This is a genomic window from Amycolatopsis sp. NPDC005232, from assembly GCF_040607795.1.
Classification (GTDB): domain Bacteria; phylum Actinomycetota; class Actinomycetes; order Mycobacteriales; family Pseudonocardiaceae; genus Amycolatopsis.
Window position 1 is genome coordinate 1 of record NZ_JBEXHL010000044.1, and the last position, 20,385, is coordinate 20,385.

The window sequence follows — 20,385 nt, forward strand, 5'->3', positions numbered from 1 at the left end:
GCTCTCTCACGATCATGGGACTTCGACAATCACATGATCAACAGAGACCGTGCCCGCCCTACAACCAGGCCCAAAGACTTTGCCGGAACCCTGCCGGGGAGGGCGGGGCGTGTCTTCCCCGGCCGATGCCCACAACCGGCTCTCCGCCATCCCGGCTCACGGCGACTCAAACTGAGAGTCAAACCTGGTCGCCGCCCTCTCCCCACCATTCGTTAGCCTCTGTGTTCGGCGAAAACCCGTCGACGAACCCGTGAACCCGTGGGCTAAGGAGAGCAGTCGCAGTGCTCCGCACTCATCAAGCCGGCACCCTGCGTGCCGAGCAGGCCGGTCAGACCGTCACCCTCACCGGCTGGGTGGCGCGGCGGCGCGATCACGGCGGAGTCATCTTCATCGACCTCCGCGACGCCAGCGGGGTCGCCCAGGTGGTCTTCCGCGAGGGCGAGATGGCCGAGCGCGCGCACGCGCTGCGGTCGGAGTTCTGCGTGAAGATCGTCGGCGAGGTGTCGAAGCGGCCCGAGGGCAACGCGAACGCCGAGATCCCCACGGGCGAGATCGAGGTCCTCGTGACCGAGCTCGTGGTGCTGTCCGAGGCCGCGCCGCTGCCGTTCCCGATCGACGACCGCGTGGACGTCGGCGAAGAGGTGCGCCTGAAGTACCGCTACCTCGACCTGCGCCGCAGCGGCCCGGCGGCCGCGATGCGCCTGCGCAGCCAGGTCAGCCGTGCCGCGCGCGCCGTGCTCGACGAGCAGGACTTCGTCGAGGTCGAGACGCCGACGATGACCCGATCCACCCCCGAGGGTGCCCGCGACTTCCTCGTGCCGGCGCGCCTCAAGCCCGGTTCCTGGTACGCGCTGCCGCAGTCGCCGCAGCTGTTCAAACAGCTGCTCATGGTCGGTGGCCTCGAGCGCTACTACCAGATCGCGCGCTGCTACCGCGACGAAGACTTCCGCGCCGACCGCCAGCCGGAGTTCACGCAGCTCGACATCGAGATGAGCTTCGTCGACCAGGACGACGTGATCAAGCTCGGCGAGGACATCGTGTCCGCGCTGTGGAAGCTGATCGGCCACGAGATCCCGCGGCCGATCCCGCGCATCACCTACCACGAGGCCATGGCCAAGTACGGCTCCGACAAGCCGGACCTGCGCTTCGACCTCGAGATCACCGACATGACGGAGTTCTTCGCCGACACTCCGTTCCGCGTGTTCCAGGCGCCCTACGTCGGCGCGGTCGTGATGGCCGGCGGCGCCGACCAGCCGCGCCGCCAGCTCGACGCGTGGCAGGAATGGGCCAAGCAGCGCGGCGCCCGCGGCCTCGCCTACATCCTCGTGAACGAGGACGGCACGCTCGGCGGCCCGGTCGCGAAGAACCTGTCGGAAACCGAGCGCGAGAACGTGGCCAAGGCCGCCGGCGCGAAGGCCGGCGACTGCATCTTCTTCGCCGCCGGCAAGACCGCCACGACCCAGGGGCTGCTCGGCGCCGCGCGCGACGAGATCGGCAAGCGCCTCGGCCTCATCGACGAGGACGCCTGGTCGTTCGTGTGGGTCGTCGACGCGCCGCTGTTCGCGCCGGTCGAGGACATCGGCGACGACGTGGCCGTCGGCTCGGGCAAGTGGACCGCCGTGCACCACGCCTTCACCTCGCCCACGCCGGAGTGGGTCGACAAGTTCGAACAGGACCCGGGCGCCGCCCTGGCCTACGCCTACGACATCGTCTGCAACGGCAACGAGATCGGCGGCGGCTCGATCCGTATCCACCGCGGCGACGTGCAGCGGCGCGTGTTCGCGCTGATGGGCCTCGGCGAGGAGGAAGCGCAGGAGAAGTTCGGCTTCCTGCTCGACGCGTTCGCCTTCGGCCCGCCGCCCCACGGCGGCATCGCGTTCGGCTGGGACCGCATCGTGATGCTGCTGGCGAAGGCCGACTCGCTGCGCGACGTCATCGCCTTCCCCAAGACCGGCGGCGGCTACGACCCGCTCACGGCCGCGCCCGCGCCCATCACTGCGCAGCAGCGCAAGGAAGCCGGCATCGACGCCAAGCCCCAGGCCGCCAAGTCCGAGGGCGCCAAGTCCGAGAACGCCAAGTCCGAGAGCGGCAAGTCTCAGGCCGCCGAGCCCCAGAACGCGAAACCGGCACAGCCCCAGGGCTGATGCTCCACCTCAGGGCCTTGTGCCCGCCGGAGCGGACCCCCGAGGTGCTCGCCTACCTGCGAGCACACTCCGGGACCGCACACCTCGTGGTGCACCACGGGGCCGCCCTCGTGCCCGAGGGCGACCTCGTGGAGGCCGATGTCGCCCGTGAAGCCGCGGGCGACATCGTCGACGCGCTGTGCGCGCTGCACCTCGACCGCACCGGCGGGATCACGCTCGAGAACCTGGACACCGCGGTGTCGGACGCGGCCGACGCCGCCGAGGAAGCCGCGCCCGGCGAGGGTGCCGACGCGATGATGTGGCAGGAGCTGCTCGGCCGCACAGGCGAGGAGTCGCGCTGGACCGTCACGTTCCAGGCGTTCCTCGCGATCGCCTGCCTGCTCGCGGCCACCGGCGTGATCACCGACTCGCCGATCACGGTCGTCGGCGCCATGGTGGTCGGCCCCGAGTTCGGCCCGCTGGCCGCCGTCGCCGTGGGACTGGTCCTGCGGCGCTGGGACCTCGTCCGCCGGGCAGTGATCGCGCTGGCCGTGGGGTTCCCGGTGGCCATGGTGATCACGGGCGTGGCGGTGTTGCTGGGGAGCGTGTCCGGGTTCTTCGACCCGGCGAGCATCGTCGACAACTACAACGTCGACTTCGTCTACCAGGTCGGCGCGGCGTCGTTCGTGGTCGCGCTGCTCGCCGGAGCTGCCGGGATGCTCGCGATGACGTCGGCGAAATCCGCCGCGCTGGTCGGGGTGTTCATCTCCGTGACCACCGTGCCGGCGGCCGGCTACGTGATGGTCGCGGCGGTCGCCGGACGCTGGGACCGCGCGGGATATTCGCTGCTGCAGCTGCTCGTCAACCTGCTCGGGATCGTGCTCGCTGCGGCCATTGTGCTGATACTTCGACGGCGCAAGCAACGTTCCGGCGCCCTGTTACGTCCGCTTTCACGCGGGTGATGAACTACGCGTCGGTTCGCGTGTTCTCGCCCGGATCACTGTGGTCATGGTTGCTCAGTCACGAGTAGGGTCGGTGCCAATGACAGTCGACACCTCCTCCGCCGGCGACGCAGGCGTCGGGGCAGGAGCCGGGCAGGATGCTGTCGCCGCGGCGGTCGCGGCGGGCGAAGCGGTGCTCTCGCGTCGCTTCGGCAGCGCGATCACCCTGGTGTCACCGGAAGGACTCGAGGGCAGCGGACCGGCCACGGTCGTGCGGGCCCGGGTCGTGTCGTCGTCGTTCGCGCTGCCGCGCACGCTGGTCATCAAGCACTACCCCGACCCGCCCGAGCCCGGTGACGCCGACCCGTTCGCGCAGGAAGCCGTGAGCTACCAGCTCTTCACGGCGTTGTCGCCCGACGAGCGCATGTGCCCTGAGCTGCTTGCCCACGACGGTCGCCACCGCGTGCTCGTGATCGAGGACCTCGGCCGTGCGCCGACGTTGCAGGACAAGCTCGCCTCGCGCGATTCGCGCGCGGCCGAGCGCGCGCTGCTGTCGTGGGCTCGCTCGCTCGGGCGCCTGCACGCGAGCACCGCCAGCCGCGAAGCCGACTTCAACGCGCTGCTGCGCCGCCTCGGCGGCCCGGTGCGCAACCAGGACGCGGGTCTCGCCGACCTCACCGCGGAGGTGCCGCCGATGCTGGCGGACCTGCTCGACGTGGTGGTCGCCGAGCCGGTCCACGACCGCGTCGCCCAGGCGGCCGCGCAGGCGCGCTCGGCGTCGTTCCGCGCGTTCAGCCCCGTGGACCTGAGCCCCGACAACAACCTCGTGACCGGCTCCGGGGTGCGGTTCCTCGACTTCGAACGCGGCCGTGTGCGGACGGCCCTGGTCGACGCCGCGTACCTGCGCCTGCCGTTCGCCTCCTGCGAAGACGCGCTGGCCCTGCCCGCGGGCATGAGCGAGGCGATGATCGCGGCCTGGCGCGCCGAGGTCGTGTCCGTGTGGCCCTCGTTCGCCGACGACGAGGAGCTCGCCGCGCACCTCACGATCAGCGAGCTGCTCATGGTCTGGCTCATCACGCGCGAGACGCTGCCCAAGCTCGACCTCAGCCGCCACGCCACGCCCGTGAGCCGCGAGGCGGCGCTGGTCACGTGGTGGCGCGAGCTGGCCAAGCACGCGGGTTACGCGCGCCTCACCGACATCGCCGAGCACGCCCAGCGCGTGGCGGCGGCGCTCGGCGCGCGGCTGGGACCGCACGCGGACCTCGCGTTCTACCCCGCGTTCCGCTAGCCCGCCACCACCATCACCGGCGGCACACGGGGCTGGGTCGAACTACCCGGATCTGCTCACCGAGCCGCCTGACCATGCGATCGGGACTCCCGCGGCGGTTGGGGCTGGCCCGATTTATCCGGAAGATCCCGGTCCGCGCGGGTGAACACGGGAAACCGGCAATCCCGACCCCGCCGGGCGGACAGGACATGCCAAGAGTTTCAGCCCCCGTCCATGCCGCGTTACCTGGTCATCACCGCAGGTGAGTTTCGGTGCCGGATGGTCTTCTGCGTGACCGTGATCAGCGTCGAAGTCACCCGCTTCCCCGAACCCGCCGATCCCGCGCCGCAGCGGCAGACCACCGACGCCGCGCCGGCCGACCAGCCGCGCCGCGCGCGTCGGCTGGCCATGCTGGGGGACTCCACCGCTGTGGGTCTGGGCGATCCGCTGCCGAACCGAGGCGGCTGGCGCGGGGTGGGGCCGCTGGTCGCCGCCGCACTCGGGGTGGACGAGGACGGGTACCTCAACCCGTCGTTCGAAGGCGCGCGGATGAAGGACGTGCTGACCCAGCAGATGCCGGCGGTGCTGGAGTTCCGGCCCGAGGTCGCGCTGCTCGTGGTCGGCATGAACGACACGCTGCGGCCCGATTTCGACGCCGAGCAGATCTCCGCCGACCTCACCGAGCTCATCCGCACGCTCGCCGCCCACGGCACGCTGCTGGTGCCGGTGCGCTTCCACGACCACGGCAAGGTGTTCCGCCTCCCGCCGTCGATCAAGCGTGCGCTCAGCGCCCGCGTCGCGGAGCTCAACGAGGTCATCGACGCGGTCGTGGCCGCCGAAGGCGTGCCGTGCCTGGATCTCGACGCGATGCCCGGCGCCTACGACCTGCCGTCGTGGAGTGTCGACCGGCTGCACCCGTCGGAGCTGGGCCACCGGATGCTGGCGCTCGGCTTCACCGCACTGCTGGCCGAAGCCGGGTTCGCGGTGCCGGAACCGGTGAGCCTGACCTGCTCGGGCGGCGTCCAGCCGAGCACCGCGAGCCACGTCGTGTGGCTCGTCGCGCGGGGCGTGCCGTGGCTGTGGCGCCGCGGGCGCGAGTTCCTGCCCTACGCGGTGGCGATCATGTGGCGGTCGTTCCGCGAGCGCGTGGACTGAACACGCGCAACGCTTCCGCGTCCGACACCGGGTTGCGCACGAAGTAGTCCGCCCATTCTTCGATGTCGGCGTACCCCGAGCCAGCCAGCACGTCGCACGCTTTCGCGGTGTCGTAAGGGGTTCGGCGCAGCTGCACGCCGGGTCCGAGCAGGGCCCAATGCGCACCCGTTGTGCCGTACGGCATTCCGACGCTGCCGGGGTTGACGATCCGCATGCGGTCCGCGAGCCGCACGAACGGCATGTGCGTGTGCCCGCACACCACGGTTTCCGCCGTGACGCCGCCGAGCACCTCCGCCCAGCGGGACAGCGGGCTGTCGACGAGGGCGACTTCCTCGTCGTCGCGTGGGGTCGCGTGGCAGAACAGCACCTCGCCGAGCCCGTCGACGTCGAGGGTGACGGTCAGCGGCAGTGCGGCGAGCAGCTCGACCTGGTCCGGGCGCAGCTGAGCCGCGGCCCACGGCGCGATCGGGTCGGGGATCTGCGTGGTGCCACCGCCGGCCAGTGACACGAGTTCGCGGTCGGCGTTGCCGCGCACCCACACCGCGCGTTCGCCGAGCGCCCCGAGCCGGTCGAGCGTCTGCCGCGGCAGGGGACCGGCGGCGTGATCGCCGCACAGCACGACCACGTCGGCCGCCGCGACGTCCGGCTCCGCGAGCACGGCGTCGAGCGCGGGCAGCACTCCGTGGATGTCCGAAAGCACGGCGACCGAGGAGACCATCACCTCAGTCTGCCCGCCGGGACGCCGCCGGCGAGCGGTGTTCGCCGGCGGCGCAACGGTTCAGAGGCGCCGATTGTCAAACGCTCAGCGGCAGCTTCGTCACGCCCGTCATCGCCGGGTTGGGCTGGAACGCCGGCGGCTCACCGGGAATCGTGCGCAGCGAGGGGTAGCGGTCGAGCAGGATGTTCAGCGCCGTGCGGCCTTCGAGCCGCGCTAGCGGCGCGCCGATGCAGAAGTGGATGCCGCGCCCGAATGCCAGGTGCGCGTGGGCGATGTCCTCGCGCGTCGGATCGAACGAGTCCGGCTCGGCGAACACGCGCGGGTCGCGGTTGGCCGCGGCCACCCAGATCATGAGCATCTGGTCCGCCGGGATCGTGGTGCCGGCGACTTCCACCTCGCGGTTGGTCACGCGCGCCACGGCCCCGAACGGCGACAGGTAGCGCAGCGACTCCTCGATCACCGGCGCCAGCAGCGATCGGTCCGCCCGCACGCGCTCGTCCCACGCGGGGAACGCGTCGAGGCACAGCACGGTGTTGCCCAGCAGCATCGTGGTGGTGATGTGCCCGGCCAGCAGCAGCACCTGGGCGAAGTTCACGATCTCCGAACGCGTGAGCCGTTCTCCGTCGACCTCCGCCTCGACGAGCTTGGTGAGCAGGTCTTCGCGCGGGTTGCGGCGGCGCTCGTCCGCGTGCTCGCCGAGGTAGCCGGTGAACTTGCGGCTCACGGCAAGCTGTTCCTGCAGCCGCTTCTGCTGTTCCTCGGAGTCGTCGGTGAGCGAGAACTGCTCTGGGCTCTCGAACAGCCGGTCCACCCACTCGCGGAACAGGTGGCGGTCGCTCGCCGGCACGCCGAGCAGCTCGGCGATCACGATCACCGGCAGCGGGTAGGCGAGGTCGGCGACGAGCTCGAGGTGGTCGCGCCCGGCGGCCTCGTCGAGCAGCTCGTGGGTCAGCTCGGCGATCCGCGGCTCGAGGTCGGCCACCACCTTCGGCGTGAAGGCGCGGCTCACGAGCTTGCGCATCTTGTTGTGCAGCGGGGGATCCAGCTGCAGCAGGTTACCGGCCGAGAGCTCCTTGGTGTCGCCGAGGGTCTTCTCGGGCAGCAGCCGCGCGGTGTCGGAGGAGAACGTGGCCGGGTCGGACAGGATGGCGTGGGCCTCCGGGTGGCCGTAGACGTTCCACGTGCCCAGCTCGGGCTTGAACTCCACGGCGTTTTCGGGACGGTGGCCCCGCAGCCAGAACTGTTCCTTGTGGATGGTCCAGGCTTCGGGAAGTGCGGTGCTCATGGTGCGACAGCCCCAATCTGTCTTCAACTACGGGCCGGGATCAGCCGGCGCCGGTGGTGGGTTTCCCCGGGTAGATCACCGCGCGGGCGGCCGAGGCGTAGGCCTCGAACACCGTGCGGAGCTCGTCGGCCGCCTTCTCGACCGTGCCCGGGTCAGGTTCGCCCGGCGGTTCGAAGGCGGCGCGGATCACGCGGGCCAGCGCGTCGGCCCTGGCCTCGAGCGGCGTGTCCGCGAACTCGGGATTGATGTTGCCGTAAAGGTAAAAACCGCTGGAGGCGGCGCCGAGCGCGAAACGCACGTCCGGGATGTCGCCGCGCAGCAGGCCGCTGCCGAGGAACAGCTCGAAGGTGCGCTCGACCGCCTCCGCGGCCTCCCGCTGGGTCTCGGCCGCACTGATCGCGTAGTCGCCGAGCAGCTCCGTGTCGTTCGCGAGCATCGCCGAAAGCAGCGGGTCTCGCGTCGTGAGCAGGAACGTCGAGCGGAAGTAGCGGTGCGGCACGACCGTGTGCGGGTCGGCACGCAGTTCGGCCACCGACGCTTCGAGCAGCCGAACCGAGGCTCGCATGAGCAATGCGCCGAACAGTGCGTCCTTGGTGCGCCAGTGCAGGTAGACGGTGCCCTTGCCGATGCCGGCGCGACGCGCGATGTCCTCGATCGTGACCTTGCGCGAGCCCCAGCGCACCAGCAGCTCGGCGGCCGCGTCGAGAATCCGGTCCGCGCGGTCGCGGTTCGGCTCGTCCGGCACCATTCGTCTCCCTTGATCATTGACCCCGTGACCGGATTTGCTCATCTGGTCACGAGGTCAACGGTAGCGCGGGTACGCGGGCCGGGCAAGCGGAGTTGTCGGGGTGGTCGGTTAACGTCAACGGTGTGGCACAGGACGAACTCTTCACGGTGAACCCCGACCTGGGGCCGCCGCCGGAACCGACGCGAGCTGGCTCGTCGGCCGAACCGCAGGCCGACCCGGCGAGCTCGCCGCTGGCCGTGCGGATGCGGCCGCGCACGCTCGAGGAGGTGGTCGGGCAGCAGCACCTGCTGCGCGAGGGCGCGCCGTTGCGCCGCCTCGTGGAGGGGGCCGCGCCGGCGTCCGTGCTGCTCTACGGTCCGCCGGGCACGGGCAAGACCACGCTGGCGAACCTCGTCTCGATCGCGACCGGCCGCCGGTTCGTCGCGATGTCCGCGCTGTCGGCGGGCGTCAAGGAGGTGCGCGGCGTCATCGAGGAGGCGCGGCGGCGCCGGCAGTACAACGCCGAGAACACCGTGCTGTTCATCGACGAGGTGCACCGCTTCTCCAAGACGCAGCAGGACGCGTTGCTGGGCGCGGTCGAGGACCGCACGGTGCTGCTGGTGGCCGCGACGACCGAGAACCCGTCGTTCTCCGTCGTGTCACCGCTGCTGTCTCGGTCGCTGGTGCTTCAGCTGCGGCCGCTGACCGACGAGGACATCGTGAAGCTGCTCGACCGCGCGCTGACCGACGAACGCGGCCTGGGCGGCTCGCTCAGGTTGACCGACGAGGCGCGCGACCACCTCGTGCGCCTGGCCGGCGGCGACGCGCGCCGTGCTCTGACGGCGTTGGAGGCCGCCGCCGACGCCGCGTCGGCCACCGAGGCCAAGACGATCGACCTCGCCACCGTCGAGTCCACTGTGGACAAGGCAGCGGTGCGCTACGACCGCGACGGCGACCAGCACTACGACGTGATCAGCGCGTTCATCAAGTCCATCCGCGGCTCCGACGTCGACGCCGCGCTGCACTACCTGGCCCGCATGATCGAGGCGGGGGAGGACCCGCGCTTCCTCGCGCGGCGGCTCGTGGTCCACGCGAGCGAGGACGTCGGCCTGGCCGATCCGACCGCACTGCAGGCGGCGGTGGCGGCCGCCCACGCCGTCCAGTTCATCGGCATGCCCGAAGGCCGCCTCGCCCTCGCGCAGGCCACGATCCACCTCGCCACGGCGCCGAAGTCCAACGCCGTGGTCACCGCCATCGACGCCGCCCTGGCCGACGTCCGCGCCGGCCTGGCCGGCACCGTGCCCCCGCCCCTGCGCGACGGCCACTACGCGGGCGCCAAGAAGCTCGGCAACGCGCAGGGCTACCGCTACCCGCACAACGTCCCGGAAGGCGTCCTGGCCCAGCAATACCCGCCGGACGAACTCGTCGGCCGCGACTACTACGAACCCACCCAGCGCGGCGGCGAACGCCCCCTGGCCGAGCGCGTGCCCCGCCTGCGCCGCACCATCCGCGACGAGCGGCAGTAGGGCTCACTCGGTCCGGATTGAGTCGGGCCGCATGGTGGTGCGCAGGGCGGGCAGCGCACTGACCTCGGTACGCCCGCCGCGGCGAGCAGGGCCAGCGGGCGGCGGCGTTCGCGCACCTGTTCCAACGCGAGCACCAGCATGCTGACCCCGGCCAGCAGCAAGGTGAACAGCGACGCCGCGTCGAGTCCACTGCGGACGGTCGCGAACGACTTCTGGTCGGTGGTGAGCAGGTCGCCGGTGCTGTCGGACACGAAGGCCTGCCAGGTCAGATCGCCGACGGCGTTGGCGATCTGCTCGGTCGCGCCGGGGTGGCCGGGGGCGATCCTCACCCACGCTTCGGCGCCGACGTCGGCGGGCACGGTCAGGTTCGCCGCCGCGGCCGGGGTGAGCACCACGTCGCCGGGGTACGGGCCTCGTGAAACCCGTTGTGCGGCAGGCAAAAGACCGACCGGTACGAGATAAGTGCCAAGCGGGTGCGCACCCGTGTCGTGGGCACCGACCAACGTCAGCACAGAGTCGGGCCGGACCTGACTCGGAGACCCCGGCAGGAAGCCGTCGCCATCGGTGCACCGGGGCACTTCGAGCGCCCGCTGGATCGTCGCGCACGACGCGACCGTGATCGTGCGGCGGTCCAACGGTCGCGTCGGGTCCGCGCCGATCGCGCTCACCCGTTTCGCGAGGCCCACCTGCGCGGCCGCCGCCACCCCGGCCAGCGAGGCCGCGACGCGGTCGGCGCCCGCGACGGTGGTGTCGATGGTGACCCAGTCATCGGACTGAACAGCACTCGACGGGGCGTACTGCCCGGCCGTCGACAACAGCACCAGCTGCAGCGTGATCGACCCGGCGAGCACGACCGCGACACCGCTGACCACCCGAGCCGGGGTGCCGCTGTCGAGCTGCAGCCGCCGGACGGCCAGCTGCCACGACGGCGCGCCGCCGCGCAGCCGCCCGACGGTGCGTTCCAGCAGCCACGGCAGGATCGCCGGCACGCCGGCCAGCGGTGCCGCCGCCCCCGTCGCGACGATCGCGATCCACGAAGCCGTGCCCGGATCACCGCTCGGCGAAAGGACGAGCAGCAGCCCGATGCCCACCACGATCGGCACGACCCGCCACCGCGCCCGCCTTCGCACGGGTTTGCTGTCGCGGACCACGCCGAGCGGTTCGACGATCGTGCGGCGCATCGAGAACAGCACCGTGCCGACGGCCAGCGCCGGCATCAGCACCACGATCAGCACCGTGAGCCAGGGCGACGGCACGACGTCACTCGTGAACGCGCTCCAGCCCAGCAGGTCGACGCGTGTCAGCTGCCGCAGGCCGAGGAACGCGAGCGTCCCCAGCACGAGCCCGCGCGCGCTTGCGCCGGGTCAGCTCGCGCATCACGCGCAGGTGCTCGGCGCGCTGCACGTCGAGCACGTCGGCGGCGTCGCGGCCGGACAGCAGCGCGAGCACGACCTTCGTGTAGAGGATGTTCTGCAGGTGCGCGACCGGCTCTTCCGGCGTGCGCAGCCACGTCTCGATGTCGGTGATCCCCGCGTCGGTGATCGTGTAGCGCTTGCGGTCCGGCCCGCCACCCGCCTCGACACCCGCGACTTCGACGAGCCCGTTTTTCAACAGTCGCGACAACGTCGAGTAGACCTGCCCGTAGCGCAGCGGCCGGTCCTGGCCGAACCGTTCGTCGTAGCTCCGCTTGAGGTCGTAGCCGTGGCGCGGGCCGGCCTCCAGCAGCCCGAGCAGAGCGTGACTGATCGACATGCCAGCGACTATACATGCCAGGTATACCCGCAGTGTATAGGTGAGTTTGCGCAGTTCACCGCACGTGGAGTGATCATCTGCCCCGCCAGGGCAGTGTTGGTTCCCCCTTCGATCCTGCTCGATGAAACTCCCGTGAACGTCGCCACGTTCTTCCGTATAACGGCGAGAGTGGGAATGTCCGGCCGTCAGGTCGGTTGATTCCCGGTGACGGAGGGGGTGGCGATGACGCTGTTGACGGTGTGGCCCGACGACCAGCCCGGGCACGTGCTGCTGAGGACCGAGGACCCGGGGACGATCACGGCCGAGCTGGCCCGCGTCGGGGTCGAGTTCGGCAGCTGGCCGGTGGACGGGCCGCTGCCCGGCGCCAGTGAGTCCGAAGTGCTCGCCCGTTTCCAGGACCGCATCGACTCGCGCACCACGGCCGTGGGTTATCACGCCGTCGACGTGCTGACGGGCGACTTCGGCGCGGCCGAACGCAGCCTGCCGCGCGACGAGGACCGGTTCTTCGTGACCGGCTCCGCCGTCTGGTACCTGCACGCGGGCCGTCAGGTCCACGCCGTGCTGTGCGAGCCCGGCGACCTGCTCGGCATCCCGGCGCACACCCGCCACTGGCACGACGGCGGCTCGAACCCCGGCCACGTGACCGTCCGCGTGCGCCACCCGGCGTCGGGCTCGGGGACGGCGTCGGCCGAGCCGTTGCGCGCCACCGGGTTCCCCGGCTTCGACGAGCTGGTGGCCGGGCGCGCGTCGACCTGGCCCGCGCTGAGCCATTGACGGCACTGACCCCGCCTGCGGGCCGGGGTACCGACGGGCACGATGGAGCCATGACCACTGTCGCCTTCCTGGGCACCGGAATCATGGGCCACCCGATGGCCGCCAACCTCGTCCGCGCCGGCGTCTCGCTGCGCGTGTGGAACCGCACGCGCGGCAAGGCCGAGCCGCTGGCCGCCGACGGCGCCACGGTCGCGGACACCCCGGCCGAGGCCGCGGCGGGCGCCGACGTGCTCGTCACGATGCTGTCCGACGGGCCCACGGTCGCCGAGGTCTTCGCCGCCGCGGAAGTCAAGGCCGGCACGGTCTGGCTGCAGATGAGCACGGTCGGCACGGAGTGGATCGCCACGCTGGCCGAGGCCGCCGAGAAGGCGGGTGTCGTGTTCGTCGACTGCCCGGTGATGGGCACGAAGGTCCCCGCCGAGCAGGCGCAGCTGCAGGTCCTGGCCGCCGGGCCGGACGACGTGCACGGGACCGCCGCGCTGATCTTCGACGCCGTCGGCTCGCGCACGCGCTGGCTGGGCACCGAGCCGGGCACCGCCACGCGGCTGAAGCTCGTGATGAACGCGTGGGTGCTCGCGCTGACCAACGGCACGGCCGAGAGCCTCGCGCTCGCCCGCGCTCTCGGCGTCGACCCGCAGCTGTTCTTCGACGTGATGGAGGGGACCGGCTTCGACGTGGGCTACGCGCGTATGAAGGGCCCGCTGATGCTCTCGGGCGACTACCCGACGAGCTTCCCCGCCGCGATGGCCGCCAAGGACGCGCGGCTCGTGGTGGAGGCCGCGGGAGACGCGGTCGACGTGGCCGGGGCCGCGGCGACGCTCGCCCACCTGCAGGTCGCCGTCGACGCGGGCCACGGCGAGGAGGACATGGCGGTGCTGTACCGGGCGGTCGCCAAACAGGACGACTGATCACCACCACCCGAACGCCGCGCCGGCTCGCCCGGTGGAGGTTCCGCACGGGGCACAACCGCAGGTCGGAACCGGTTCGGCTGCGCTGAGTGACCGACCGGCGGGGCGACACCGCCGAACGGCTGGCCAGGCGGTAACCTCACTGACACCGAAGACCCGTGCAACCCCGAGGAGGGCCCGTGTCGGCAGGGCAGATCGCCGCGCTGATCGCCGCAGGAGCATTCGTGGTGCTGGTCTTGCTGCTGGCGATCCCGCTGCTCAAGCTCGGCCGGACGCTGGACGAGGCGACGATCGCGATCCGCAAGGCCCATGAGAACACCGACCCGATCCTGCTGGGTGCCAACGAGACGATCACGCACGTGAACACCCAGCTCGAGCGCGTCGACGGGATCACCGCCAACGCGCAGGCCGTCACGGGCAACGTCTCGGCCCTGTCCTCGGTGTTCACCGCGACCCTCGGTGGCCCGCTCGTGAAGACCGCCGCGCTGTCCTACGGGATCAGCAAGGCGATCCGCGCGCGCCGCAAGAAGCAGGAAGCGAAGGCCCAGCGACCCGCTCGCCGGAGGAAGAAGTGAAGCGTCTGTTCTGGCTCGGCGTCGGCGTGCTCGCCGGCGTCGCGCTCACCCGCAAGGCCGGCGAGACGGTTCGTCAGGCCACGCCCTCGGGGTTAGCATCGAACCTGGGCGAGGCCGTGCGCGAGCTGGCCGGCGCCGTCGGTTCGTTCGGCGCCGAGGTGCGCGCCGGGATGAGCGAACGGGAGCAGGAGCTGCACGACATGGTCGAGGAACGGACCGGCTACATCGCGCCGCCGGGTGGCGCGGGCCGGCACGCCGCCGCGCGCCCGGTCCGGCGAGCTCGCCGGGCGGAAGGCTGACCTTCTCGCGTCCGCGAGCAGTGCCTTCCGCCGTCGCCGCCTCTCCCTTTTCCCGGTCCGATCTTCGCGCCGAGCGGTGCGCGGACCCCAGCCCGAGGACACACCCGTGGACACACACGAGATCACCGAACGATTCCTGCGCCATTACGAGGAGAAGGGGCACACCCGCGTGCCCAGCGCCTCGCTGATCCTCGACGATCCGAACCTGCTGTTCGTGAACGCCGGCATGGTGCAGTTCAAGCCGTACTTCCTCGGTGAGGCGCCGCCGCCGTACTCGCGCGCGACCAGCGTGCAGAAGTGCGTGCGCACGCCCGACATCGACGAGGTCGGCAAGACCACGCGGCACAACACGTTCTTCCAGATGGCGGGCAACTTCTCGTTCGGCGACTACTTCAAGGAAGGCGCCATCGAGCTGGCCTGGGAGCTGATCACCGGGCCGCAGTCCGAGGGCGGCTACGGGCTCGACCCCGACCGGATCTGGGCGACCGTGTTCGAGGACGACGCCGAAGCGGCGGGGCTGTGGCGCAAGCTCACCGACCTGCCGTCCGAGCGCATCCAGCGGCGCGGCATGGAGGACAACTTCTGGTCCATGGGCATCCCCGGCCCGTGCGGACCGAGCTCCGAGATCTACTACGACCGCGGCCCCGAGTACGGCCGCGAGGGCGGGCCCGTCGCGGACGAGGACCGCTACATCGAGATCTGGAACCTGGTGTTCATGCAGAACATCCGGGGCGAGGGCGCGGGCAAGAAGAGCTTCCCGATCCTCGGTGACCTGCCGGCGAAGAACATCGACACCGGCATGGGCGTCGAGCGTGTCGCGACGATCCTGCAAGGCGTCGAGAACGTGTACGAGACCGACCTCGTCCGCCCGGTGATCGGCCGCGCCGAAGAGTTCTCGGGCCGCCGCTACGGCGCCAACCACACCGACGACGTCCGCTTCCGCGTGATCGCCGACCACGCGCGCACCTGCGTGCTGCTGATCGGCGACGGCGTGACGCCGGGCAACGACGGCCGCGGCTACGTGCTGCGCCGGCTGCTGCGCCGTATCGTCCGCTCCACGCGCCTGCTGGGCGTGCAGGAGCCGGTGCTGCAGGCGTTCGCCGAGGTCGTGCGCGACACGATGGGCCCGACGTACGCGAACCTCGTCACGGACTTCGACCGCATCTCCGAGGTCGTGCGCGTGGAGGAGGAGGCGTTCCTCGCCACCCTCACCAGCGGTTCGCGCATCTTCGACCTCGCGGCGGCCGAGACGAAGAAGTCCGGCGGCGACCTCCTCGCGGGTGACAAGGCGTTCCAGCTGCACGACACCTACGGCTTCCCGATCGACCTCACTCTCGAGATGGCGGCCGAACAGGGCCTGACCGTCGACGAGGACGGGTTCCGCACGCTCATGGAAGAGCAGCGCACCCGGGCGAAGGCCGACGCGGCCCAGCGAAAGCACGGCCACGGCGACCTGTCGGAGTACCGCAAGCTGCTGGAGCGCAACGGCGAGACCGAGTTCCTCGGCTACACCGACCTACAGGCGTCCGCGAAGGTCGTCGGCCTGCTCGAAGACGGGCAGCCGGTGCGCAGCGTCGCCGCGGGCCACAAGGCCGAGCTGGTGCTCGACCGCACGCCGTTCTACGCCGAGAGCGGTGGCCAGGTCGCCGACATCGGCGTGCTGCTCGGCGACGGTGTGAAGATCAACGTGCTCGACGTGCAGAAGGTCGTGCCGGGTCTGTTCGTGCACCGCGTCGAGGTCGCCGAGGGCGAGGTCGGCATCGGCACCGAGCTCACCGGCTCGGTGGACGGCGCGCGGCGCCTGTCGATCGAGCGTTCGCACTCGGCGACGCACCTCGTGCACGCGGCCGTGCGCGGGGCGTACGGCAAGCGCGCGGCGCAGGCCGGTTCGCTCAACTCGCCGGGCCGGATGCGGTTCGACTTCACCACGCCCGCCTCGGTGTCGACCGACATCCTCACCGAGGTCGAGGAAGAGGTGAACGACTACCTGCAGACCGATGTCGAGGTGCAGAGCTACATCACCACCAAGGACAAGGCGCTCGAGCTGGGCGCGGTCGCGCTCTTCGGCGAGAAGTACGGCAACGACGTGCGGGTGGTCGACATGGGCGACTACTCGCGCGAGCTGTGCGGTGGCACGCACGTGGACCGCATCGGCCAGCTGGGCCTGGTGAAGCTCGTGGGCGACTCGTCGATCGGGTCGGGTGTGCACCGCGTCGAGGCGCTGGTGGGCCCGGACGCGCTCAAGCACGTGCGCAAGGAGCAGCTGCTCGTGTCGCAGCTGGCGAACACGTTCAAGGTGCCCACCGACCAGCTGCCCTCGCGCATCGAGGACGTGCTTTCGCGGCTGAAGAACGCGGAGAAGGAGATCGAGCAGCTGCGCACGCAGCAGGTGCTCGGCTCGGCGGGCGCGCTCGCCGACAAGGCGCAGGACGCCGGCGGTGTGTCGGTGGTCGCGGAGGTCGTGCCGGACGTCGACGGCAACGGGCTGCGGGCGCTCGCTTCCGACGTCCGGGGCCGGCTGGGCGACCGGCCCGGCGTGGTGGCGCTGTTCGCGCCGTCGGGCGACAAGGTGGCGTTCGTCGTCGCGACCACGGCCGCGGCGCGCGACCAGGGCATCGCGGCGGGCAAGCTCGTGCCGTCGTTCGCCGAGGCCATCGGTGGCCGCGGCGGCGGCAAGCCCGACATGGCGCAGGGTGGCGGCAGCAACCCGGCCGGCGCGCAGCAGGCCGTCGAGGCGCTGCGTGCGGCGGTCGCCGGCGTTGGCCGCTAGCTCGCGGCGGGGCCCGGATCGACCCGGTGAGTCCGATCCGGGCCGCGGCAGGCGGCTCGGCGTCGATGTCGGGTCTGTCCGGGTGGGGGTGGCGCTGAGCGATCCCGCCCCCATCCTCGCGAGCCCGCTCGTTACCCTCTCCCGTGATGCGAAGGACGACAGCGATCTGGACAAGCTTGCCGAACTCGTCACCGAACACGAGGTGGTCGAGGTGATCGTGGGCTTGCCGAAGACACTGGCGAACCGAACCGGACCCGCCGCGCAGATCGCGGTGGAGTACGCCGAGAAGCTGGCCACGCGGGTCGGCGACGTGCCGGTGCGCCTCGCCGACGAACGGTTGACGACGGTCACGGCGTCCCGAATGCTTTCCCAGCGGGGGGTCAAGGGACGCAAGCAGCGGGCGGTGGTCGACCAGGCCGCCGCCGTCGAGATCCTGCAGGCCTGGCTCGACGCCGCCGCCGCGCAGCGCGCCCGGAAAGGCGAGTCATGACCGAGCCCCGCGGTCCCGAGGACCAAGGCGGCCGCCGACGGTTGCGCGATCCCGGCACCCCACCGCCGGGCGGGCCGCGGCGAGCCCGGCGCACGCCGCCGCCGTCCGGCGCCCACGAGCAGCCGCCGCGTTCCCACCACGCCGCCCCCGAGCCGTACGACGAGGCCCCGCCGCCCCCACCGAGCGGCGGCCGACGGCGCCGTCGCGAGGCCTCGGACGAGGTGCCGCCTCCTCCGCAGGCCCCTCCGCCGGGCCCACCGCCCGCCACCGGCCGTCGCCGCCGTCGCGATCCCGCCGACGTGCCTCCGCCTGACTTCCCGCAGCCCTCGGGTGACCCTCGCCGAGGCGACCCGCCGCAGCCGTCCGGCGACCCGCGGGGTGCCGGTGAGATGCCGCCTCCGCCGCCAGGCCCGCCGCCCGCCGGGCCGCGCCGCCGTCGCCGCGCCGAGCCGGGCGACGTGCCTCCGGCACCGCCGCGCCGCCGTCCGCGCTCGGACACCGGCGACCTGCCGCTGCCCGGCGACCCCGGCCCTTCGCGCCCGGTCCGCCGTCCCGGCCCTCCGGAGGGCTCCATGCCGCCGGATCCACGTTTCGCCGGTCCGGTGGACGGTTCGATGCCGCCCGACCCGCGCTTTGCCGGTCCGGTGGACGGTTCGATGCCGCCCGACCCGCGCTTTGCCGGTCCGGTGGACGGTTCGATGCCGCCCGACCCGCGCTTTGCCGGTCCGGTGGACGGTTCGATGCCGCCCGACCCGCGCTTTGCCGGCCCGCCTGACGGCTCCATGCCGCCCGACCCGCGGCTCGGCAGGCCGGGTCCGTCGCCGAGGCGCAGGCCGCAGCCGGTCGAGCACCCGACCGACGTGATCCCGGCCGTGCCGGACTCGGCGCCGCAGGAGCGTGAGCAGCTCGACGACCTGTTCGGCGACGACGACTACGAAGACGAGTACCGCGAAGACGGCGAGTACGACCAGGCGTACGACGACGAGGAGTACGGCGAATACGAGGACGCCGAGTACGAAGACGAGGAGTACGCCGAAGAACCCGCGCCCGCCAAGAAAAAGAAGAAGCGCAAGCGCAGCAAGCGCGCGCTCGGCTGGGTCGCGGCGCTGCTGGTCCTCGTGGTCTTCGCCGGCGGCGCGTACTACGGCTACCAGAAGATCTTCGGCTACAACGACTTCGACGGCACCGGCGAAGGCAGCGCGCTCATCCAGGTCGAAGACGGCGACACCACGTCGGCGATCGGCGGCAAGCTGGTCGACGCGGGCGTCGTCGCGAGCACCTCGGCGTTCGTGAAGGCCGGCGCGGAGAACACCGCGCTGAGCCGGATCCAGCAGGGCTACTACCTGCTCAAGCAGCACATGTCCGGCGAGAGCGCGGTGTCTCTGATCACCTCGCCGGGCGCGCACGTCGGCCGGCTGGAGATCCGCCCGTACATGCAGCTCGACGACGTGAAGCAGCCCGGCGACAAGGTCGCGCCGGGTGTCTACTCGCTGATCTCCAAGGCCTCGTGCGCCGAGCTCGACGGCAAGAGCACCTGCGTCTCCACGGACGCGTTGCGCAAGACCGTCGCGGACGCCGACCTCAAGACGCTCGGCGTGCCCGACTGGGCGGTGGAACCCGCGCAGAAGGCCCTGAGCAAGGACAAGCGCATCGAAGGCCTGATCGCGCCGGGGCTCTACGACGTCAAACCGGGCTGGACCGCGTCGGAGCTGATCACGAACCTCGTCAAGCAGTCGGCCTCGGCCATCCAGGCCGCGGGGTTGAGTGCCCAGAGCACCGGGCCCAAGCAGACGCCGTACCAGACGCTGATCGTCGCGTCGCTCATCGAGCGCGAGGCGATCACCCCCGATTTCCCCAAGATCGCGCGGGTCATCTACAACCGGCTCGACCAGAGGATCAAACTCGGCTTCGACTCGACCGTGAACTACGTGGTCGACAAACCGACCCTGCTCACGAGCAAGGCGGATCGGGAAGCCCCGGGGCCGTACAACACGTATCTGAACTACGGCCTCCCGCCGACCCCGATCGGGGTGCCCAGCACCGACGCCATCAAGGCGGCGCTCGACCCGCCGGACGGCCACGAGCTGTACTTCGTAAAGTGCGAGAAGGACGGGCACTCCTGCTTCGCCACGACGCTGACCGACCACAACAAGAACATTGATCTGGCGCATTCCCGTGGCGTCTTCTGACAGGCCCCGCAAGGCCGCGGTGCTGGGCAAGCCGGTCGAGCACTCGCTTTCGCCGGTGCTGCACCGCGCGGCGTTCGACGCGCTCGGGCTCACGGGCTGGACGTATGAGCGCGTGGAGACCGGGGCCGACGAGCTGCCCGGGTTCGTCGACGGGCTCGGCCCCGAGTGGGTCGGCCTGTCGGTGACGATGCCGGGCAAGCGCCGGGCGCTCGACCACGCGGCCGAGGTCACGCCGCGCGCGGCGGCGGTCGGTGCGGCGAACACGCTGGTGCGCGTCGAGGGCGGCTGGCTCGCCGATTGCACCGACGTCGACGGCGTCACGGGCGCGCTGCGGGCCGCGGGTGGGTACACGCCTTCGCCGGGTGACCGGGCGGTGGTGCTCGGAGCCGGCGGGACGGCGGCGGCCGCGGTGGTCGGGCTCGCCGCGCTGGGCGTGGCGTCCGCGAGTCTCGTGGTGCGGGAACCGGCGCGGGCGGGGGAGACGCTCGACGCGGCCAAGAGTGCGGGCCTCGACGTCGAGGTGCTCCGGTGGTCCGAAGTGGACTTCCCGGCACTGGCGGCGCGCACGGCCGTGCTGGTGAACACCGTGCCGCCGGAGGCGGTGCTGGCTCACGTCTCCGCGCTCGCGGGCGTGCCCAGCGTGCTGGACGTGATCTACCACCCGTGGCCGACGCCGCTGGCCGAAGCCGTCGCCGCTCGCGGTGGCCGGCTGGCGACGGGGCTGGACATGTTGCTGCACCAGGCGTTCGGCCAGGCGGAGCACTTCACGGGCCGGCCCGCGCCGCGTGAACAGATGCGCGCTGCCCTGCGGGCGGCGACCGGGGACATCCTGCCGCTGCCGATTTCCTGAGGCGCGCCGGCTGCCGAGTCGCTAGCCTGGCCGACT

At 71.6% G+C, this 20,385-nt stretch carries 18 protein-coding genes; 13 read left to right on the plus strand and 5 right to left on the minus strand.

The window, feature by feature from the left end; genetic code table 11:
- The first annotated feature begins 281 nt into the window (after positions 1 to 281).
- From aspS to ABZU76_RS45240, 4 genes are all read left to right on the plus strand, one after another.
- Positions 282 to 2,144, plus strand: a complete 1,863-nt coding sequence (gene aspS / locus ABZU76_RS45225; protein ID WP_354882692.1) for an aspartate--tRNA ligase — start codon at positions 282 to 284, stop codon at positions 2,142 to 2,144.
- Positions 2,144 to 3,085 (plus strand): DUF389 domain-containing protein, encoded by a 942-nt coding sequence (locus ABZU76_RS45230; RefSeq protein WP_354882695.1) that lies wholly within the window; start codon positions 2,144 to 2,146, stop codon positions 3,083 to 3,085. The genes aspS and ABZU76_RS45230 overlap by 1 nt, the downstream gene beginning before the upstream one ends.
- Positions 3,086 to 3,164: 79 nt before the next feature.
- The gene (locus ABZU76_RS45235) at positions 3,165 to 4,352 is read left to right on the plus strand and encodes a phosphotransferase (RefSeq protein ID WP_354882698.1); all 1,188 of its coding nucleotides are present in this window, start codon (positions 3,165 to 3,167) and stop codon (positions 4,350 to 4,352) included.
- A gap of 258 nt (positions 4,353 to 4,610) precedes the next feature.
- Complete coding sequence (locus ABZU76_RS45240) at positions 4,611 to 5,486, plus strand: SGNH/GDSL hydrolase family protein (RefSeq protein WP_354882861.1); 876 nt, start codon at positions 4,611 to 4,613, stop codon at positions 5,484 to 5,486.
- Here the strand turns inward: ABZU76_RS45240 and ABZU76_RS45245 are convergent.
- The 3 genes from ABZU76_RS45245 to ABZU76_RS45255 all read right to left on the minus strand — a co-directional run bounded on the left by ABZU76_RS45245 (position 5,452) and on the right by ABZU76_RS45255 (position 8,237).
- Positions 5,452 to 6,204, minus strand: a complete 753-nt coding sequence (locus ABZU76_RS45245; protein WP_354882701.1) for a metallophosphoesterase family protein — start codon at positions 6,202 to 6,204, stop codon at positions 5,452 to 5,454. The genes ABZU76_RS45240 and ABZU76_RS45245 overlap by 35 nt on opposite strands.
- Before the next feature lie 76 nt (positions 6,205 to 6,280).
- Complete coding sequence (locus ABZU76_RS45250; RefSeq protein ID WP_354882704.1) at positions 6,281 to 7,489, minus strand: cytochrome P450; 1,209 nt, start codon at positions 7,487 to 7,489, stop codon at positions 6,281 to 6,283.
- Positions 7,490 to 7,529: 40 nt separating this feature from the next.
- Entirely contained in the window at positions 7,530 to 8,237 is a 708-nt protein-coding gene (locus ABZU76_RS45255; protein WP_354882707.1) for a TetR/AcrR family transcriptional regulator, read from the minus strand.
- Positions 8,238 to 8,359: 122 nt separating this feature from the next.
- On the opposite strand from ABZU76_RS45255, the gene ABZU76_RS45260 reads away from it, so the two are divergent.
- Entirely contained in the window at positions 8,360 to 9,742 is a 1,383-nt protein-coding gene (locus ABZU76_RS45260) for a replication-associated recombination protein A (protein ID WP_354882710.1), read from the plus strand.
- On the opposite strand, the gene ABZU76_RS45265 is transcribed toward ABZU76_RS45260, so the two are convergent.
- Entirely contained in the window at positions 9,655 to 11,082 is a 1,428-nt protein-coding gene (locus ABZU76_RS45265) for a hypothetical protein (RefSeq protein ID WP_354882713.1), read from the minus strand. The two genes, ABZU76_RS45260 and ABZU76_RS45265, sit on opposite strands and share 88 nt — an antisense overlap.
- Positions 11,003 to 11,494 carry a PadR family transcriptional regulator gene (locus ABZU76_RS45270; protein ID WP_354882716.1) on the minus strand — a complete coding sequence of 164 codons (492 nt, stop codon included), beginning with the start codon at positions 11,492 to 11,494 and terminating at the stop codon, positions 11,003 to 11,005. Before ABZU76_RS45270 ends, ABZU76_RS45265 begins: the two co-directional genes overlap by 80 nt.
- Before the next feature lie 222 nt (positions 11,495 to 11,716).
- Here ABZU76_RS45270 and ABZU76_RS45275 point away from each other — a divergent pair, with 222 nt between their 5' ends.
- From ABZU76_RS45275 to ABZU76_RS45310, 8 genes are all read left to right on the plus strand, one after another.
- Complete coding sequence (locus ABZU76_RS45275) at positions 11,717 to 12,268, plus strand: cupin (protein WP_354882719.1); 552 nt, start codon at positions 11,717 to 11,719, stop codon at positions 12,266 to 12,268.
- Between the two features lie 50 nt (positions 12,269 to 12,318).
- A complete protein-coding gene (locus ABZU76_RS45280; RefSeq protein ID WP_354882723.1) occupies positions 12,319 to 13,176 on the plus strand; it encodes an NAD(P)-dependent oxidoreductase in 858 nt (285 codons plus the stop codon).
- Between the two features lie 179 nt (positions 13,177 to 13,355).
- Positions 13,356 to 13,751 carry a DUF948 domain-containing protein gene (locus tag ABZU76_RS45285; protein ID WP_220238436.1) on the plus strand — a complete coding sequence of 132 codons (396 nt, stop codon included), beginning with the start codon at positions 13,356 to 13,358 and terminating at the stop codon, positions 13,749 to 13,751.
- Complete coding sequence (locus ABZU76_RS45290) at positions 13,748 to 14,050, plus strand: hypothetical protein (protein WP_220238437.1); 303 nt, start codon at positions 13,748 to 13,750, stop codon at positions 14,048 to 14,050. Before ABZU76_RS45285 ends, ABZU76_RS45290 begins: the two co-directional genes overlap by 4 nt.
- A 106-nt stretch (positions 14,051 to 14,156) precedes the next feature.
- Positions 14,157 to 16,820 (plus strand): alanine--tRNA ligase, encoded by a 2,664-nt coding sequence (gene alaS / locus ABZU76_RS45295; protein ID WP_354882726.1) that lies wholly within the window; start codon positions 14,157 to 14,159, stop codon positions 16,818 to 16,820.
- The gene (gene ruvX / locus ABZU76_RS45300; protein ID WP_354882729.1) at positions 16,810 to 17,310 is read left to right on the plus strand and encodes a Holliday junction resolvase RuvX; all 501 of its coding nucleotides are present in this window, start codon (positions 16,810 to 16,812) and stop codon (positions 17,308 to 17,310) included. Before alaS ends, ruvX begins: the two co-directional genes overlap by 11 nt.
- Positions 17,307 to 19,499 (plus strand): endolytic transglycosylase MltG, encoded by a 2,193-nt coding sequence (mltG, locus tag ABZU76_RS45305; protein WP_354882732.1) that lies wholly within the window; start codon positions 17,307 to 17,309, stop codon positions 19,497 to 19,499. Before ruvX ends, mltG begins: the two co-directional genes overlap by 4 nt.
- On the plus strand, positions 19,486 to 20,349 hold the full coding sequence (locus ABZU76_RS45310; RefSeq protein ID WP_354882735.1) for a shikimate dehydrogenase: 864 nt from the start codon (positions 19,486 to 19,488) through the stop codon (positions 20,347 to 20,349). Before mltG ends, ABZU76_RS45310 begins: the two co-directional genes overlap by 14 nt.
- The last annotated feature ends 36 nt before the right edge of the window (positions 20,350 to 20,385 follow it).

Coding starts and splice junctions, on each gene's coding strand:
- ABZU76_RS45230 (WP_354882695.1), top strand. CDS start 2,144: ATGCTCCACCTCAGGGCCTTGTGCCCGCCGGAGCGGACCCCCGAGGTG.
- ABZU76_RS45255 (WP_354882707.1), bottom strand. CDS start 8,237: ATGGTGCCGGACGAGCCGAACCGCGACCGCGCGGACCGGATTCTCGAC.
- ABZU76_RS45270 (WP_354882716.1), bottom strand. CDS start 11,494: ATGTCGATCAGTCACGCTCTGCTCGGGCTGCTGGAGGCCGGCCCGCGC.
- ABZU76_RS45275 (WP_354882719.1), top strand. CDS start 11,717: ATGACGCTGTTGACGGTGTGGCCCGACGACCAGCCCGGGCACGTGCTG.
- ABZU76_RS45280 (WP_354882723.1), top strand. CDS start 12,319: ATGACCACTGTCGCCTTCCTGGGCACCGGAATCATGGGCCACCCGATG.
- mltG (WP_354882732.1), top strand. CDS start 17,307: ATGACCGAGCCCCGCGGTCCCGAGGACCAAGGCGGCCGCCGACGGTTG.
- ABZU76_RS45240 (WP_354882861.1), top strand. CDS start 4,611: ATGGTCTTCTGCGTGACCGTGATCAGCGTCGAAGTCACCCGCTTCCCC.
- ABZU76_RS45235 (WP_354882698.1), top strand. CDS start 3,165: ATGACAGTCGACACCTCCTCCGCCGGCGACGCAGGCGTCGGGGCAGGA.
- ABZU76_RS45245 (WP_354882701.1), bottom strand. CDS start 6,204: ATGGTCTCCTCGGTCGCCGTGCTTTCGGACATCCACGGAGTGCTGCCC.
- ABZU76_RS45250 (WP_354882704.1), bottom strand. CDS start 7,489: ATGAGCACCGCACTTCCCGAAGCCTGGACCATCCACAAGGAACAGTTC.